The sequence below is a fragment of the Nonomuraea diastatica genome, assembly GCF_004349015.1.
In the GTDB taxonomy this organism is placed as follows: Bacteria; Actinomycetota; Actinomycetes; order Streptosporangiales; family Streptosporangiaceae; genus Nonomuraea; species Nonomuraea diastatica.
In genome coordinates, this window is sequence record NZ_SMKP01000224.1 from 1 (window position 1) to 16,266 (window position 16,266).

The 16,266-nt window shown below is 70.7% G+C and carries 17 protein-coding genes and 1 pseudogene; 11 read left to right on the forward strand and 7 right to left on the reverse strand.

Annotated elements, in window-relative coordinates; genetic code table 11:
• Together E1294_RS58555 and E1294_RS45605 are read right to left on the reverse strand one after the other, a co-directional pair.
• Positions 1-1,215, reverse strand: a 1,215-nt coding sequence (locus E1294_RS58555) for a peptidoglycan DD-metalloendopeptidase family protein (protein WP_425465270.1), incomplete at its 3' end; no start/stop codon positions are given.
• Positions 1,216-1,271: 56 nt separating this feature from the next.
• On the reverse strand, positions 1,272-2,711 hold the full coding sequence (locus E1294_RS45605) for an MFS transporter (RefSeq protein WP_132517996.1): 1,440 nt from the start codon (positions 2,709-2,711) through the stop codon (positions 1,272-1,274).
• A gap of 74 nt (positions 2,712-2,785) precedes the next feature.
• Here E1294_RS45605 and E1294_RS45610 point away from each other — a divergent pair, with 74 nt between their 5' ends.
• Positions 2,786-3,400, forward strand: coding sequence for an ArsR/SmtB family transcription factor (locus tag E1294_RS45610; RefSeq protein WP_132517998.1), 615 nt, complete (start codon positions 2,786-2,788; stop codon positions 3,398-3,400).
• 24 nt (positions 3,401-3,424) lie between these two features.
• On the opposite strand, the gene E1294_RS56700 is transcribed toward E1294_RS45610, so the two are convergent.
• The 3 genes and pseudogenes from E1294_RS56700 to E1294_RS45620 all read right to left on the reverse strand — a co-directional run bounded on the left by E1294_RS56700 (position 3,425) and on the right by E1294_RS45620 (position 6,058).
• A complete protein-coding gene (locus E1294_RS56700; protein ID WP_246083742.1) occupies positions 3,425-4,033 on the reverse strand; it encodes an alpha/beta hydrolase in 609 nt (202 codons plus the stop codon).
• A gap of 127 nt (positions 4,034-4,160) precedes the next feature.
• A pseudogene (locus E1294_RS57870) lies at positions 4,161-5,237 on the reverse strand (alpha/beta fold hydrolase); the annotation flags it as partial.
• Positions 5,234-6,058, reverse strand: coding sequence for an ATP-binding cassette domain-containing protein (locus E1294_RS45620; protein WP_342775153.1), 825 nt, complete (start codon positions 6,056-6,058; stop codon positions 5,234-5,236). The gene E1294_RS45620 and the pseudogene E1294_RS57870, both read right to left, overlap by 4 nt.
• Before the next feature lie 220 nt (positions 6,059-6,278).
• On the opposite strand from E1294_RS45620, the gene E1294_RS45625 reads away from it, so the two are divergent.
• From E1294_RS45625 to E1294_RS45655, 7 genes are all read left to right on the forward strand, one after another.
• Positions 6,279-6,668 (forward strand): ATP-binding protein, encoded by a 390-nt coding sequence (locus tag E1294_RS45625; RefSeq protein ID WP_246083743.1) that lies wholly within the window; start codon positions 6,279-6,281, stop codon positions 6,666-6,668.
• A complete protein-coding gene (locus E1294_RS45630; protein ID WP_132518003.1) occupies positions 6,632-7,285 on the forward strand; it encodes a response regulator in 654 nt (217 codons plus the stop codon). The genes E1294_RS45625 and E1294_RS45630 overlap by 37 nt, the downstream gene beginning before the upstream one ends.
• A gap of 231 nt (positions 7,286-7,516) precedes the next feature.
• Positions 7,517-8,494 (forward strand): 30S ribosomal protein S2, encoded by a 978-nt coding sequence (rpsB, locus tag E1294_RS45635; protein WP_132518005.1) that lies wholly within the window; start codon positions 7,517-7,519, stop codon positions 8,492-8,494.
• 254 nt (positions 8,495-8,748) lie between these two features.
• Positions 8,749-9,582, forward strand: coding sequence for a translation elongation factor Ts (tsf, locus tag E1294_RS45640; protein WP_132518007.1), 834 nt, complete (start codon positions 8,749-8,751; stop codon positions 9,580-9,582).
• 145 nt (positions 9,583-9,727) lie between these two features.
• Positions 9,728-10,426, forward strand: coding sequence for a UMP kinase (gene pyrH / locus E1294_RS45645; protein WP_220447049.1), 699 nt, complete (start codon positions 9,728-9,730; stop codon positions 10,424-10,426).
• A 43-nt stretch (positions 10,427-10,469) separates the two neighbouring features.
• The gene (frr, locus tag E1294_RS45650) at positions 10,470-11,027 is read left to right on the forward strand and encodes a ribosome recycling factor (protein WP_132518009.1); all 558 of its coding nucleotides are present in this window, start codon (positions 10,470-10,472) and stop codon (positions 11,025-11,027) included.
• Positions 11,028-11,146: 119 nt separating this feature from the next.
• Positions 11,147-11,986 carry a phosphatidate cytidylyltransferase gene (locus E1294_RS45655; RefSeq protein ID WP_246083744.1) on the forward strand — a complete coding sequence of 280 codons (840 nt, stop codon included), beginning with the start codon at positions 11,147-11,149 and terminating at the stop codon, positions 11,984-11,986.
• 6 nt (positions 11,987-11,992) lie between these two features.
• On the opposite strand, the gene E1294_RS45660 is transcribed toward E1294_RS45655, so the two are convergent.
• Entirely contained in the window at positions 11,993-13,012 is a 1,020-nt protein-coding gene (locus E1294_RS45660; RefSeq protein ID WP_132518011.1) for a suppressor of fused domain protein, read from the reverse strand.
• A gap of 119 nt (positions 13,013-13,131) precedes the next feature.
• On the opposite strand from E1294_RS45660, the gene rlmN reads away from it, so the two are divergent.
• Positions 13,132-14,232: a dual-specificity RNA methyltransferase RlmN gene (gene rlmN, locus E1294_RS45665; protein WP_132518013.1), complete on the forward strand. Its 1,101-nt coding sequence runs from the start codon at positions 13,132-13,134 to the stop codon at positions 14,230-14,232.
• 22 nt (positions 14,233-14,254) lie between these two features.
• On the opposite strand, the gene E1294_RS57590 is transcribed toward rlmN, so the two are convergent.
• A complete protein-coding gene (locus E1294_RS57590; protein WP_281284609.1) occupies positions 14,255-14,995 on the reverse strand; it encodes an ATP-binding cassette domain-containing protein in 741 nt (246 codons plus the stop codon).
• Between the two features lie 112 nt (positions 14,996-15,107).
• On the opposite strand from E1294_RS57590, the gene E1294_RS45675 reads away from it, so the two are divergent.
• Both E1294_RS45675 and E1294_RS45680 read left to right on the forward strand, forming a co-directional pair.
• Positions 15,108-15,656, forward strand: a complete 549-nt coding sequence (locus tag E1294_RS45675) for a DivIVA domain-containing protein (RefSeq protein ID WP_281284610.1) — start codon at positions 15,108-15,110, stop codon at positions 15,654-15,656.
• A gap of 42 nt (positions 15,657-15,698) precedes the next feature.
• Complete coding sequence (locus tag E1294_RS45680) at positions 15,699-16,181, forward strand: GNAT family N-acetyltransferase (protein WP_165977856.1); 483 nt, start codon at positions 15,699-15,701, stop codon at positions 16,179-16,181.
• Positions 16,182-16,266: the final 85 nt, after the last annotated feature.

Here is a 16,266-nt window from a genome sequence, read left to right on the forward strand (position 1 = left end):
GGGGCGGGAACGAGAGCGGGAACGCAGGCGTCGGCGTACGGTCGTGGCGAGGCTGAGGAGAAGGAACCCGCCCAGTAGCGCGCTCAGGGCTATCGCGCTCGCGACGGGGGTGGCTGAAGCCGAACGCGTCAGCAACGGCGAGGATGAGCTGGACGGCAGTTGCACGTGGACTGGTCGTGCGGCAGGAGTGGCGGCAAATGTCGCTGGTGGACTGGCGGTGTTCCGGCTTGCTGTGAGCGCGGGTGGGACGGGTGCGGCGATCCGGCTTGCTGCGAGTGCCGGTGGAACGGGTGCGGCGGGTGCCAGCGCGGTGGGCGCTGGCCGAAAGGGGATGGCGGCCGATCTCGCCTGCGGTGGAGCAGCGGTGACTGAGCGTGCTGACGGGTGCGGCGCGGTGTGGAGACCTGACGGTGGCGGGGAACCGTGATGGCCTGAGGGCTCAGGACTTGCCGCGGAGTCCGCCTGCCAGAACGGGAGAAGGCGGATGGGGGCGTGGCCCAGGAGGAGGAGAGGGTCGAGGTAGCGGGTGTCGCGCAGGAGGCCCCAATGGAGGCAGGACTCCTGGCAGTGATCGGTCGGCGACTCGATCACACCCAGCTTGGCTCCCTGCCCTACGGACTGGCCCTGCGCCACTGATGACGTGACCGGTACGTACGTCGTGCGCAGGCCGCCCGCGTGCTCGACCGTGACCACGCCCCTTCCTCCAACCGGACCGGCGAATCGGACCGTGCCCGCGCCTGCCGCCAGCACCGGGGCGGCTGCCGGGGCGGCCAGGTCGACACCGCGGTGACCGGCCAGCCAAGGCTCCGGGGGAGGAGCGAAACGGCGGATGACGCGAGGGCGGCCGTCCAGCGGCCAGCGCCATGTGGGCGGTGAGGCCCTTGCCGCTGCGGGCGCTGGGACAGCGAGGACGGTGGCCGCGAGAACGATGGCCGTCAAGGCGGTGCAGGTGGCGGTAAGGGCTGTTCGGGTGGTGGGGGCTGTTCGGGTGGTCCGGGTGCATCGTGGGCGACGGTGTGCCGGCGGGTGGGCGTTCATGGCGCGAGTTTTGGTTACGGCGCCTTGGCGGCGGGCTGGTGAACGCCGTTCTGTGGAGGACGCAGGGTTGTCCACAGGCAGGGTGCTGACCTGGGGTGCGAGACCACGCTTCCCGTGCTGGGCCGGTTCGCCCGTGAGCAGGCAGGCCTGGCGATTGGCCCAGAACGGGCCAAACATGCTCGGGCGTGCGGCGTGGCGGGGATCGTGTGGCCACGAGGGGAGCGGCGCGGGCGTCAGTGCCGGATCTTCGAGTTGAGCAGGTCGTTCAGTGAAGAGGAGAGCGCTGGGTCGGCGCCTGGCTCACCCGAGGCCCTGAACCTGGTACGGCGCGGACGCAGCGGGGACGTCCAGATCCAGAGGGTGCTCAGGGCGATCCCCGCGGCGCAGACCAGGATGACCGCACGCAGCCCGATCGCCTCCGCGAGAAAGCCTCCGACCAGGCCGCCGAGGGCGAGGACTCCCTGCACCGCGAACGTCATGGTGGCGTTGACCCGGCCGCGCAGTTCGGCGGTGGTGTCGCGCAGGGTGATCGCGCCCATGCAGGTGGCGAAGGCCACCACGATGCCGCCCGTGAGCGTGCCCGTCACGGCCAGGACCGACACCTTCCACCACAGGGGGCCGGTCAGCAGTCCCACCGCGAGGATCTCCGAGGGGAAGAAGAGGACCGCGGCGAGCAGGACCCGGTTCTCGCCGTAGCGCTTGGACAGGCGAGCCGCGAGCCAGGCGCCCAGCAGGCCACCCGCCCCGCTCAACGCGATGAGGACGCCGATCAGGCCCTTGGGGATGCCGAGGGTGTTCACCATGTAGAGCATGTAGACGGCCGTGAACGCCATGGCGAAGAAGTTGATCGTGACCCCCGCGCCGAGCAGCGCGCGCAGGACCGGATGGGTGACGCTGACCTTCAGCCCTTCCATGACGTCGCGCCACATCCCCTGGGAGGCGGCCGGCTCGTTCCGCTCCGGGGTGCGGATGGAGCGCAGCAGCAGGGCCGAGGCCAGGAACGACAGCGCCTCCGCCAGTACGGCCAGCGGCGCCGTGAGCACCTGCACCAGGAGTCCGGCCAGCCCGGGTCCGCTCACGGAGGCCACCGAGTAGGACGCCTGAAGGCCGGCCATCGCCTCGGTGCGCTGCTCGGGAGGGACGACGGCCGCCAGATGGGGGAAGTTCGCGGCTCTGAACAGCACTCCGGCCGTGCCGATCACGAGGGCCACGAAAATCAGCCAGGCGACGTTCAACACGCCCAGTAACCAGGCCACGGGTACGGTGGCGGCGGCCGCGCAGGAGACGAGCTCGCAGGCGATCATCAGGGGGCGGTGCCGCGTGAGCCGGTCGGCGATCGCCCCTGACTGCAGCCCGAACAGCAGGGCGGGCACCGAAGCGGCCGCGGTCAGCAGGCCCATCTGTGAGGGCGATGCGGTCAGCAGGGTCACCGCGGTCAGGGGAATGGCCAGCTTGGACACCTCTGACCCGGTGATCGAGACCGTCCTGGCCGTCCAGAGCAGGCGGTAGTCGCGCTGCTTGCGCAGGGGAGCGGCGGCGGCTTCGAGGTGGGGGGCGGGCCCGAGCAGACGAGGAGATCCGGGCCCGGGGGCCGGGTTGTTCGCGCCGGGCGGTCCGCCGGCCGGGTGCTCGACGGCACGACGGCCACGCCGGGTGTGAAAGATTCCCTTCATAGATGTGAAGGTAATCCTTCAGAGTTGTGAAGGCAACCTTTCAGATGTTCGGCCGGGCAGAGTACCGTGGGCACATGACGCGGGAACCTGATTGGCTCAGCGATCCGAAGGCGCTGCGGGCGCTGGCCCATTCGGCGCGGCTGGCGATCCTCGTCCAACTGGCCGACGAGGGCAGCGCCACCGCCACCGAGGTGGCCGAGAACGCGGGCATCACGCCCAGCGCCGCCAGCTATCACCTGCGCATGCTCGCCAAATACGGTCTCGTCGAGGACGCGCCGCCCCGCGGGGACGGCAGGGAGCGGCTGTGGAAGGTCGCAGACACACCGATCGGCGTGGGCACCCATCCCAGCGACTCACCGGATGTGCGCGAGGCGAAGAAGTCGTTGATAGCGCTGTTCAACAAAGAGGCCCAGGAGGAGGCGGAACGTAGTTGGGCCAGCCTCGACAACGACACGGAGGAGTGGCGCGACGCGCGCAGTTTCAGCCGCACCAGGATCAGGGTCGACGCCCAGGAACTCGCCCAGCTCAACGAGGAGATCAAGAAGCTGCTCGAGCCGTACGTCTCCCGCTTCCGCAGCCAGGACGAGGCCCCGAGCGGGGCCAGGATCGCCGAGGCGCAGATCAAACTGTTCCCGGTCGCGAAGCGGGCGGCCCCCGGCCTGCCCACCGAGGACCACGGCGCGCCCTGACCCCCGATCCGCGTACGCGCGGCGCTACGACACGGCGGGAGGCTCGCAGGTGGTGCCGGCAAGGGGCAGGCGCAGATACGTGAAATACCGGTTGGCGTGGGCGATGACGCACTGGTTGCCCGACAGGTAGAGCGCGTGCCCCGGCCCTTCGTAACGGATCGTGGCCGAGCCGGGCACGCGGGCCGCGGCGGTGGCGGCGTCCGCGTGGTCGGTCCAGGTGCCCGCGCCGAGGATCGGCGGCAGCCGGCCGGCGGGCATCGGGGCCGGGGGGTTGCCGACCGGCGTGGGCCAGCCGGCGCACCCCAGCGAATGCCAGAGCTCGTTGCCCGCGAAGTTCGGCGACAGCCGCTCCCCGAGCGCCTTGAGCCGCTGGAACTCCTCGTAGTCCGCGAACATCCGCCCGTCCGCGCACTGGGTGCCGTTCTGGCCGCGGAAAGACGGCACCTTCAGGCTCTTCGTAATCTGCTCGACGTAATCGGCGAAACCTGAGGCGTCGCCCGCCGCGGCGCGGTCGATGGCTCTGGCGAAGCGTTGCCAGTTGGAGAAGACCGGGGCCGCGCCGGGGGTGATCACGTCGGGCGCGGCGGCGACCTTGAGATCGAGGCCGCTGTAGGCGACCTGCCTTGCTCGCACAGGGATGGGGGGAGCGGTCCGCGGCGGCGACGAGCTTGCGCCAGACGGCGCAGGCATCGCGGCCGTGCAGGGCACACGCGGTGGCGGTACTGCACCATTCGACGAACCGGGCGAACTGCCCCTCGATGGCCTCGGCTCTGTATCTCAGCCGGGTCGCCTGGTCGGCCTGGTGGTCGATGCTGCCGTCGATGTACAGCGCGCGGACGCGGTCGGGGCACAGGCGCGCGTACGTGGTGGCGACCACCCCGCCGTACGACGTGCCGACGAGGCTGAGCCGCGGCTCGCCCAAGGCGGCCCGGATCGTGTCGATGTCCCTCGCGACGGAGGCGGAGTCGAGGGACGCCGCGGCGCCCGGCGCGACGACCGCCGCGCCCGCCAGCATCGCGGCCACCAGGCCCCCTGCGAGCATCGGTCGGGCGCCGCGGCCCCGGGCGGCGATCGCGACCGCTCCCGCGGTGAGCGTTACGACCGGGTGGGCGAGCAGCAGGGCGCCCGCCACGGGCGGCGCGAGGATGCCCTCTCCCGAGGCGATTCCGGCGGGCAGGTTCTCGAACATGAACGAGGCGATCTGCGGCCCCACCGGGGTCGGCAGCGCCTGGGCCACGATCGGCAGTACGAACAAGAGCACGATCAGCGTGACCAGGGTCCCGGCGGCGGAACGGATGACCGCGCCCAGCCCGAGCCCCGTCATCGCGGCCAGCGGCATGGCCGCGCCGGCCACCAGGAGTTCGGCGCTCACCCCGGGATCTGACAGGGAGACACCCAGTGTCCGCCCGTCGAGGAGCACGTGCCCGGCGCGCTCGCCGACCACGGCCATGGCGGCGAAGTGCATGGAGAACACGAGCGCCTGGCCGATCACCAGCGTGACGGCGGCCAGGGCGGGGATCTTGGCGAACAGGAACACCTGCCGTCTCGGCACGGCCACGAGGCTCGTCCTGATCATGCCGGTCGCGTGCTCCGAAGTGATCGACAGGGCTCCCGCCGCGGCCATGACGAAGTAGGCGACCGGCAGCCCCGTCCCCAGCCCCGTGCCGAGGCTCTGGAATCTCAGCAGGTCGTCCCCCGTCTGCCCGTCGAACCCCCGGACGACCATGTACGCGACCCCGGCGCACAGCAGCACGGACAGCGCCGAGAGGACCAGCAGGCCGCAGTTCGACCGCAGCGAGCGCAACTTCAGCCATTCGGATACGACGGCGTCCATCATCGGGCACTCCCTTCCGCGGCGAACTCCACGCTGTCCTCGGTCAGCTCCATGAACGCCTGCTCCAGCGAGGCGCCGCGCGGCGTCAGCTCGCCCAGTGCGATCCCGTGGCGCAGGGCCACCTCGCCGATCCGCGTGGCGTCCAGGCCGGTCACCGACAGCCCACCCGGCTCCTCGCGCACGCCGGCCCCGGAGGCCCGCAGCACGTGGGCGAGCGCCTCCTGGCCGGCCGCCCGGACCAGCACGTCCCCCTCGAACCGCGCCGCCAGCTCCGCCATGGCGGTGTCGGCGACCAGCCGGCCGCGCCCGATGACCACGAGGTGGTCGGCGGTCAGCGCCATCTCGCTCATCAGGTGGCTGGAGACGAGCACGGTACGGCCCTCGCCCGCCAGCCGGCGCATCAGGTCCCTGATCCAGCGGATGCCCTCGAAATCGAGCCCGTTGACCGGCTCGTCGAACATCAGCACGCCAGGGTCCCCGAGCAGCGCGGCCGCGATGCCGAGCCGCTGCCGCATGCCCAGCGAGAACCCGGCGATCCGCCGGTCGGCGACCTCGGCCAGGCCCACCTGCTCCAGCACCTCGCCGACGCGCTCGCGTCCGATGCGGTTGCTGCGGGCCAGGCAGCGCAGGTGCATGGCGGCGGTGCGCCCGCCGTGCACCGCGCCCGCGTCCAGGAGCGCGCCGACCTCGCGCATGGGACGGCGGAAGGAGACGTACGGCCGTCCGCCCACGAGCGCCGTGCCGCCGTCAGGCGTCTCCAGGCCGAGGACCACCCGCATCGTGGTGGACTTGCCCGCGCCGTTGGGGCCGAGGAAGCCGGTCACCAGGCCGGGCCGCACCTCGAAGGTCAGGTCGTCGACTGGCGGAGCTGCTCCTGCGCCCCGGTGACACGGACCGGGTCAGGCAGCTGACCGAGTCGCGGGCCGCGGCGGTGAGCGCGCAGGCGGCCGAGCTGCGCAGGATCGAACGCTGGGGGAGGCGTGGGAGTCGGCCGGGCAGGCCCTGGCCGACCTGCGCGACCTGGTGAACGGCATCCACCCTCCTGTGCTGGCCGACCGGGGCCTGGCCGGCGCCGTCGAGGCCGCCGCGCTGCACGTCCCCCTTACGGTGGACGTCGACATCGACCTGCCCGCCCGGCCGGAGGCGCCCGTCGAGTCCGCGGCCTACTTCGCCGCCGCCGAGGCCCTGACCAACGCGGCCAAGCACAGCGACGCCCACCGCGCGTGGGTGCGGCTGCGCCACTCGGGAGGCGTCCTGCGGCTGGTGGTGGGCGACGACGGGCGGGGCGGCGCCGACCCGTGTGGCACCGGCATCAGGCGCCGGTTGTCGGCGTTCGACGGGACGCTCGAGGTCCGAAGCCCGGCCGGCGGGCCGACCGAATTCATCGTGGAGATACCGTGCGCGTTGTCATCGCAGAAGATCTCGCCCTCCTGAGGGACGGGCTCGTCCGCCTGCTGGCGGCGTCCGGGTTCGAGGTGGTCGAGGCGGTCGGCAACGGGCCGATGTTGCTCAGCGCGCTGACTCGCCACCGGCCGGACGTCGCCGTGGTCGACGTACGGCTGCCGCCGACCCTGACCGACGAGGGGCTGCGCGTCGCGCTGGAGGCCCGCAGGCGCCGGCCGGGGCTGCCGGTGCTGATCCTGTCGCAGTACGTCGAGCAGCTCTACGCCCGTGAGCTGCTGTCCGACCAGGTGGGTGCGGTCGGCTACCTGCTGAAGGACCGGATCGGCGACGTCGAGCAGTTCGTCGAGGCGGTGCGCAGGGTGGCGGCCGGCGGCACCGCGATGGACTCCGAGGTGATCGGCCAGCTGCTCACCCGCAGGACGCGCGACGAACCGCTGGGCCGCCTGACCCCCAGGGAGCACGAGGTGCTCGCGCTCATGGCCGAGGGCCTGTCGAACGCCGCGATCGCCGCCCGCCTGCTCGTCACGGACAAGGCCGTCGCCAAGCACACCAACAACATCTTCGCCAAGCTCGGCCTGCCGCCGAGCGACGATCACAACCGCCGGGTCATGGCGGTACTGGCCTACTTGAAGGCGGAACCGGGCTGACCCGTGCCGTTTGACCACATGCGGTCAGCCTGAGGCGGCGTGGGAGGTAGACTTTCCGGTGGCCTGTGGCACAGGCCGACTTCGCATGCCTCATTGCGGACCGCGCCATCGGTCCGGGCCAGGCGCCCGGCTGGAGCGGTTTCGGGGCATCAGGGCGGCAGACACGCGCTGTCGCGTCACAACCGAGAACCGCGCCCGTCCGCAGGGCGCCCAGACCTGGAGGACCAGCCCATGGCCCCCGTCGTCACCATGCGACAGCTGCTCGAGAGCGGCGTTCACTTCGGTCACCAGACCCGGCGCTGGAACCCGAAGATGAAGCGCTTCATCTTCACCGAGCGCAACGGCATCTACATCATCGACCTGCAGAAGTCGCTGTCCTACATCGACCGCGCCTACGACTTCGTGAAGGAGACCGTCGCCCACGGCGGCACGATCCTGTTCATCGGCACGAAGAAGCAGGCTCAGGAGGCCATCTCCGAGCAGGCGGCCCGGGTCGGCATGCCCTACGTCAACCAGCGCTGGCTGGGCGGCATGCTCACCAACTTCTCCACCGTGCACAAGAGGCTGCAGCGCCTGAAGGAGCTCGAGGAGCTCGACTTCGACAACGTCGCCGCCTCGGGGCTCACCAAGAAGGAGCTCCTCATGCGCCGGCGCGAGAAGGACAAGCTCGAGCGCACGCTCGGCGGCATCCGTGACATGGGCCGCGTGCCCAGCGCGGTGTGGGTCGTCGACACCAAGAAGGAGCACATCGCGATCAGCGAGGCCAAGAAGCTCGGCATCCCTGTCGTCGCGATCCTCGACACCAACTGCGACCCCGACGAGGTCGACTATCCGATCCCGGGCAACGACGACGCCATCCGCGCCGTCGGGCTGCTGACCCGGGTCGTCGCCGACGGTGTCGCCGCCGGTCTGATGGCCCGCTCCGGCGCCGCCCGCGGTGACGAGAAGCCGGCCGCCGCCGAGCCGCTGGCCGAGTGGGAGCGCGAGCTCATCGAGCAGGGCACCGGCGAGCGTCCGGCGGGCGAGGCCGCCGCCGCTCCTGAGGCCCCGGCCGAGCCCGCTCCCGCCGAGCCGGCCGCTCCCGCCGAGCCGGCCGCTCCCGCCGAGCCGGCCGCTGCGGCCGAGGCTCCGGCCGAGACCGCTCCTGTGGCCGAGGCTCCGGCTGAGGCCGAGGCCACCGCTGAGGACAAGCCCGAGCAGCAGTCCTGACGGCTGATCGAGGGACGCGTCCCCGCCGACGGGGACGCGTCCCGGCCTGGCGAAGCCGGGCCCGCACAGGTGATAGGCCGCGGCGAGGCTGGGCAGTATGCCGGGCGAGGCAGCAGTAGGGCCGGTCCGGTGCGCGCCCCCGAGCGAGACAGAGTTCCTGTACGGCACGCGCCCGCCGTGCCGACCCAGGGTGGGCCGCCGATCATGGCGCCCGCCCGATCCACGACGACGAAATCCCACAAGGAAAAAGAGCAATGGCTTCCGTGAACATGGCCGACGTCAAGCGGCTTCGCGAGATCACCGCTGCCGGCATGATGGCCTGCAAGAAGGCGCTCGAGGAGTCCGACGGCGACTTCGACCGCGCCATCGAACTGCTGCGCCTCAAGGGCGCCAAGGACGTGGGCAAGCGCGAGGCCCGCACCGCCTCCAACGGCCTCGTCGCGCTCCAGCAGGACGGCGACTCCGCCGCCGCGCTCCTGGAGCTCAACTGCGAGACCGACTTCGTGGCGAAGGGCGAGCGCTTCCAGGAACTGGCCGCCCAGGTCGTGGCGCACGTCCTCGAGACCAGGCCCGCCGACGTGCCGGCGCTGCTCGAGTCCTCGTTCGACGGCAAGACCGTCAAGGAGCACCTCGACACCGCCAACGCCGCGCTCGGCGAGAAGATCGAGATTCGCCGGTTCGCGGTGCTGGAGGGCGGCTACGTCGGCGCCTACATGCACCGCACCGACCCGGCGCTGCCGCCCGCGGTCGGCGTGCTGGTCCAGCTCGACAAGCCCAACGCCGAGGTCGCCAAGGACGTCGCGCAGCACGCCGCGGCGATGGCACCGCAATACCTCAAGGCGGCCTCCGTGCCCGCCGAGGTCGTCGAGAAGGAGCGCAAGCTCTTCGAGGAGATGACCCGCGAGGAGGGCAAGCCCGAGGCCGCGATCGGCAAGATCGTCGAGGGCCGCGTCAACGGCTGGTACAAAGACTTCACCCTCCTCCAGCAGACCTTCGTCAAGGACGGTAAGAAGAGCGTGGGCAAGTACGCCGAGGAGAACGGCGTCGAGGTTCTCGGCTTTGTCCGTTTCAAGGTCGGTCAGGCTTAGGCTTAGGCAAGCCGCCAGCTCAACGAACCGCCGAACGAAGGAGGCCGCCGCCGTGCAGGAACACCGGGAGCCAGCCCACGAATCCCCACGGACGGCGGTTTCCTCGTCTCCGCACCCGTCAAGCCCGCTGCGGTGGAAACGGGTGATGCTGAAGCTGTCGGGCGAGGCGTTCGCCGGCAGCGAGCCGCTGGGCATCGACCCGGTGATCGTCGACCATCTGGCCGACTCGATCGCCGAGGCGGTCCAGGAGGGTGTGCAGGTCGCGGTCGTGGTCGGGGGCGGCAACATGTTCCGCGGCGCCACCCTCTCGCAAGGAGGCATCGACCGGGCCAGGGCCGACTACATGGGCATGCTCGGCACGGTCATCAACTGCCTGGCCCTGCAGGACTTCCTCGAACGGCGGGGCGTGGAGACCCGCGTGCAGACGGCCATCACCATGCAGCAGGTGGCCGAGCCGTTCCTGCCGCGCCGCGCGATCAGGCATCTCGAGAAGGGGCGCGTGGTCATCTTCGGCGCCGGGCTCGGGTCGCCCTTCTTCTCCACCGACACCGCGGCGTCCCAGCGGGCCCTCGAGATCGGCGCCGAGGCGCTGCTCAAGGGCACACAGGTGGACGGGATTTACGATTCCGATCCCCGTAAAAATCCGGATGCGGTCAGATTTGACCACCTTGACTACGGCGAGGTGCTGCTCCGCGACCTCGCGGTCATGGACGCCACCGCGATCAGCCTGTGCAAGGACAACGATCTGCCGATCGTGGTCTTCGACCTCATGGGCGAGGGCAACATCCTGCGTGCCGTCCGCGGTGAGAAAATCGGCACGCTGGTCAGCCCCGCAGGCAAATGAGCGCGCGAGCCCGACACCGCCAGCTAGAAGACAGGGAGCCGCTGTGATCGACGAAACCCTCCTCGAAGCCGAGGACAAAATGGACAAGGCCGTGTCTGTCGCGAAGGAGGACTTCGCGAGCATCCGTACGGGCCGGGTCACCCCCTCGATGTTCAACAAGATCAACGCCGAATATTACGGCACGCCGACGCCGATCCAGCAGCTGGCGTCGTTCCACGTGCCCGAGGCGCGCATGGTGCTCATCCAGCCCTACGACAAGAGCTCCATGCCCGCGATCGAGAGGGCCATCCGCGACTCCGACCTCGGCGTCAACCCGACCGACGACGGCCAGGTGATCCGCGTGACGTTCCCGGAGCTGTCCGAGGAGCGCCGCAAGGAATACATCAAGGTCGCCAGGAACAAGGGCGAGCACGCCAAGGTGTCGATGCGCAACATCCGCCGGTCCGCCAAGGAGATCCTCGACAAGATGATGAAGGATGGCGACGCGGGCGAGGACGAGGTCAGGCGGGCCGAGAAGGAGCTCGACGACCTCACCCAGAAGCACGTCGCGAAGATCGACGAACTGCTCAAGGTCAAGGAAGCCGAACTGCTCGAAGTCTGAGCGGCGCGCCCGGCGGCGGGCCGCCTCCGGTGGGGCCCCTGCCACCTGGGGCGAAGGCAGCGGGCATGCACTCTGCGGCCCTCGCCCAGACGGCGGGGGCCGCGGCTTTGGAGAACTCTGTGGAAAAAAGTACGGCTGGCACCAGCTCGAGCGGCGGCAGCCGTACCGGCAGGAACCTGCCTGCCGCGATCGCGGTGGGCGTGGTGCTGGGCGCGCTGGTTCTTGGCACCCTCTACACCGTCAAAGAGCTGTTCCTCGTGGTGGTCGTGGGTGCCGTGGGCGTCGGCACGGTGGAGCTGATCAGGGCGTTCGCGACCCGTGACATCAAGGTGCCGGTCGCGCCTGTGCTCGCCGGGCTGGTGGCGATGCAGGTGGCGGCCTACTGGGGCGGTTCGGTCTGGTTACTGGCCGCGTTCGCCGGGTTCGCGCTCGTCCTGCTGATCTGGCGCATGTTCAGCGACGGCACCGACGGCTACGTGCGCGACGCGTCCGCGTCGGTGTTCACGCTCTTCTACCCCTGCATGCTGGCCGCGTTCGTGGCGCTGCTGCTCAAGCCGGACGACGGCGACCACCGGGTGCTGATCTTCATCGCGGTGACCATCGCCAGCGACATCGGCGGCTACGTCGCCGGGGTGTTGTTCGGCCGCCACCAGATGACGGTGATCAGCCCGAAGAAGACCTGGGAGGGCTTCGCCGGGTCGCTCGTCGCGTGTGTGGCGGTCGGCGGCTGGCTGGTGGCGTGGCTGCTCGGCGGCGAGCTCTGGCAGGGGGCGCTGATCGGTGGGCTCGCGGCGGTGCTGGCGACCGCGGGTGATCTGATCGAATCGATGATCAAGCGGGATCTCGGCATCAAGGACCTGGGCACGATCCTGCCCGGCCACGGCGGTCTGATGGACCGGCTCGACTCGCTGGTGACGGTGCTGGTGCCGGCCTGGCTGCTGATGACGGTGTTCTTCTAGCGCCTGCTACCGGTGTGTTTCCAGCGCCTCCGCTGTGACGGGGGTCAGCCAGAGCCACCGTACGGCCTCGCCCCCGAACGCGAACCCCGACATGTCAGGCATGTGGGGTGGGCTGTGCACCATCAGCACCCCCGAATACTGCGGCCCGAGCGGGAACGTCGCAGGCTCGTGATACCACTTCGCCGTGTGCCCGTGGCCGAGCCACGTGACCGAATGCCACGGATATTGCGACAACCACACCAGCAGCAGCGCCGCGTCCTTCGGGTCCTCCCGGGTGGCCACGGCCAGCTCGATCCTGGCGTACGCGCCCGGCTTGTCGATCCACTGCTCCACCGTGGGCATGCGCTGGCAGCTCATCCCGACCGTCGACAGCACGGTGAAGTCGCGATCCCGGTGCGGCGGACGCTCGGTGATGCCGACGGTCGGCAGCCGCTCGCCGCCGGCGTCCCAGTATCTGCCTGCCGGGCCGAGCGCACGGTCCAGATGACCCATCACGAACTGCTGGAACGACGGCCACGAACCCTCGCCGTGCCGCCAGCGCCAGTAGGACCGGGCGTTGGAGATGCGCGGGCGCAGCCCTTCGAGCGCCTCCGACAGCGCCCACGCGAACGGCGACTCGCCCACCGCGTCGCGCGCGTAACCGGGCATGCCCCTGTTCATGTCGGCCCAGCCGGGGACGACCGCCAGCAGATCGTCGTCCTCGTAGAGCGCCACGCCGTCGCCCTCCTCGAACCACAACGTGCTGAGCTGCCCGAGCGGCCGGCGGCCCTCGGGGTTCAGCGTGCCTGCCCTCGGCATCAGCGGCGGCAGACCGGCGTTGATCCTGGCCAGGTCGACCACCGGAGGGGCGGGGCGGTGGTTGGCCAGCCACACGGCGCCGTGCACCGTGCCGTCGGGCGAGCACAGGTAAGCTACCGAGGAGTCCTCGTCACGCTCGACCACGAGCGTCCGGCTGCCGTACGGACTGCCCACGGCGAGGACGACCTCGGCGCCACCCTCGCCAGATGCCGCCCGGAAAATCGCCATACGAGATGACTGTAGATCGGGCGGCAACCGCGACGCGAGCCCAACCAACACCAGGAATGCCACCTCCGATCCCAACGTTCATTACCCTGGCCGACAACCCCTCAAGCAAAGGCGGCACCGTGTCCCAGCCCCCAGGCCAGCTCACCTTTGTCGCGCCCCGGCGAGCCAAGCCCGCACGGCACCTGGCCGACCTGTCGATGGCCGATCGGCGGGCCGCGGTCACCGAGCTGGGCGAGAAGGCGTTCCGTGCCGACCAGCTCTCGCGCCACTATTTCGAGCGCCTGACCACCGACGTCGGCTCGATGACCGATCTGCCGGCCGCGTCCCGCGAGACGCTGTCCGCGCTGCTGCCCGAGCTGCTCACGCCGGTCAGGGAGATGGCCACCGACGGCGGCACGACCCGTAAGACGTTGTGGCGGTTGTTCGACGGCGCGCTGGTCGAGTCGGTGCTGATGCGCTATCCCGACCGGGTGACGATGTGCGTGTCGTCGCAGGCCGGCTGCGGCATGAACTGCCCGTTCTGCGCCACCGGTCAGGCGGGCCTGACCCGCAACATGTCCACCGCCGAGATCGTCGAGCAGGTGGTCTCGGGCGCTCGCGCGCTGGCCGCCGGCGAGGTGCCGGGCGGCCCCGGCCGGGTGAGCAACGTCGTGTTCATGGGCATGGGCGAGCCGCTGGCCAACTACAAGCAGGTGATCGGCGCGGTGCGGCGGCTGGTGGAGCCCGCGCCGCACGGCCTCGGCATCTCCGCGCGCGGCGTCACCGTCTCCACGGTGGGGCTGGTGCCCGCCATCGGCAAGCTCGCCGACGAGGGGTTGCCGGTCACGCTGGCGCTGTCGCTGCACGCGCCCGACGACGAGTTGCGCGACACCCTCGTGCCGATCAACACGCGGTGGAAGGTGGCTGAGGTCCTCGACGCGGCGTGGGCGTACGCGGCCAGGACCAAGCGGCGGGTCTCGATCGAATACGCCCTGATCAAGGACATCAACGACCACGAGTGGCGGGCCGACCTGCTCGGCAAGCTGGTGAAGAACAAACTGGTGCACGTCAATCTGATCCCGCTCAACCCCACTCCGGGCTCCAAGTGGACGGCGTCGCGGCCTGAGGACGAGCGGGCCTTCGTACGACGGCTGCAGTTCCACGGCGTGCCCGTGACGGTCCGCGACACCCGCGGGCGCGAGATCGACGGCGCGTGTGGGCAACTGGCCGCCGCGGAGTGAGCGAAGGGCAGCAACTGCGGCACTAGCTCGTCCTGAGGCGGCGCCGGACATAGCCGGCCAGGCCGATCAGGCACCAGGCCAGGGAGAGAGCGGCCAGCTCGGGAAAACGGCCGAGCAGGTCGCCGGCGTTCGCGGCCCGCATCCAGGGGATCAGCGGCACGGTCAGCCAATAGAGGGGCGAGGTGCTGAGCAGCAGCGTCGCCAGGAAACCGAGCAGCAGCGCGATGATCGAGACGGCGGGGGAGCGCACGATCGCGCGGCTGGTGAGGGCGCCCAGCGCCGTTCCGGCCAGCGCGGCCAGGGCATACAGGGCGATCACGGCGACCAGCACGCCGGGCGGCGGGGTGGCGCTCACACCGAGCAGCAGGGCCAAGCCCAAGGTGATCACGGTGAGCCCGGCACACGCCGCGAAGGCCGCGATCAGTCCCGCGGCCACCTCCTTGCCCCGGCCGCCCGCCTGGATCGCCGACATCTCGCGCTGCCGGTCCGGCTCGGTGTCGAGCAGGCTCCTGGCGGCCCAGGCCAGCACCGGAACGATCAGCACGGCGCCGTCCGTGAGCACGGAGGTCTCCTCCGGGCGACCGGTGATCGTGCCCGCGGTCGGCCGGGCGAGGCCCGCGAGGAGGCGGAGCAGGGTCGACTTGCCGGCTCCGTTCACCCCGGTCAGCTCGATCACGTCGCCGGGGGAGAGCTCGGCGTCGGCCTCTTCGATGATCAGTGGATCGCGCCACCGGTAGCGGAAGGACACGTGGGAGAGACGCATGGTGGTGTAACGGTATAGGCGCGGCCGCATTGTCGTGATAAAAGACCGCATCAGTTAACTCGCTGGAAATGTCAAAATAGAGGTCCCGGCGCCATCTCAAGAGGAGTAAGGCTTGAACCGCTTTCCGCGGGTTATGGGCATGCGTTCAGGCTACGACCCCGCCGAAGTCGACGCCCTGATCGGGCGGATCGAGTCGACTCTCGGCAGGGGCTCGCACACCATGGAGCCCGTCACCGCCGACGAGGTGCGCGGCGCGACGTTCCGTGCCAAACGCGGCGGCTACCAGGAGACCGCCGTCGACTTCGCGCTCGAAGCGTTCGTGGTGGCGCTGGAGACGCAGGCCATGCGGCCCGTACGCCTGGCCATGGCCGAGCCCACCGGCGAGATGTTGCGGGAGGAGTGGTTCGAGACCCAGGCCGCCCGCGTCGAGCGGGTGGCCTTCCGTCCCGGACGCATGGGCACCGGCTACAACGAGGACGAGGTCGACGCCTTCCTCGACCGGATCGTGGCCACCCTGCGCGGCACGACCGACTACCCGGTCACGGCGAAGGAGGTGCGGGAGGCCACGTTCTCCACCGTCATGTTCCGGTCCGGCTACCTGATCGCGGACGTCGACTCCTTCCTGGCCGACATCGCCGAAGTCCTCGACCAGCGCACCTAGACGTCCTTCAGCACGCCGGGCCTGATGACTCATCATGGGTTCATGTCGATATCGGTGCGCCCCATCGGGCCTGACGACACCGAGGCAGTGGCCCGCGTGCTCAGCGAGAGCTGGGGCGGCACCACCGTGATCGCGCTGGGCCGCGGCGAGCTGGTTGACGCGGTCGAGCTGCCCGGCTTCGTCGCGGAGAGCGGCGGTGAGGTGGCGGGCGTGCTCACCTACCTCGACCGTGGCGGGTCCGTCGAGATCGTCACGGTCGACGCGGTGCTGCCCGGGCAGGGGGTCGGCCGGGCCCTGCTCGACGCCGTACGCGCCGTTGCGTCCGAACGCGGGATGGCGCGGCTCACGCTGATCACCACCAACGACAACACTCGTGCCCTGCGCTTCTACCAGCGTTACGGCTTCGACCTCGTCGCCCTGCACCGCAACGCGGCGGACGAGGCGCGCGAGCTCAAACCCGCCGTCCCCGCCGAGTCCGACGGCATCCCGATCAGGCACTACCTGGAGCTGGAGCTGCCTCTCTGACCGCCGGGCCGGCGCGGGCGCATGGGAGCGCGGCCGGTTGCCCGGGAGGGCCGGCGGGCGCGGGAGCTCAGCCGGGGGCCGGGGC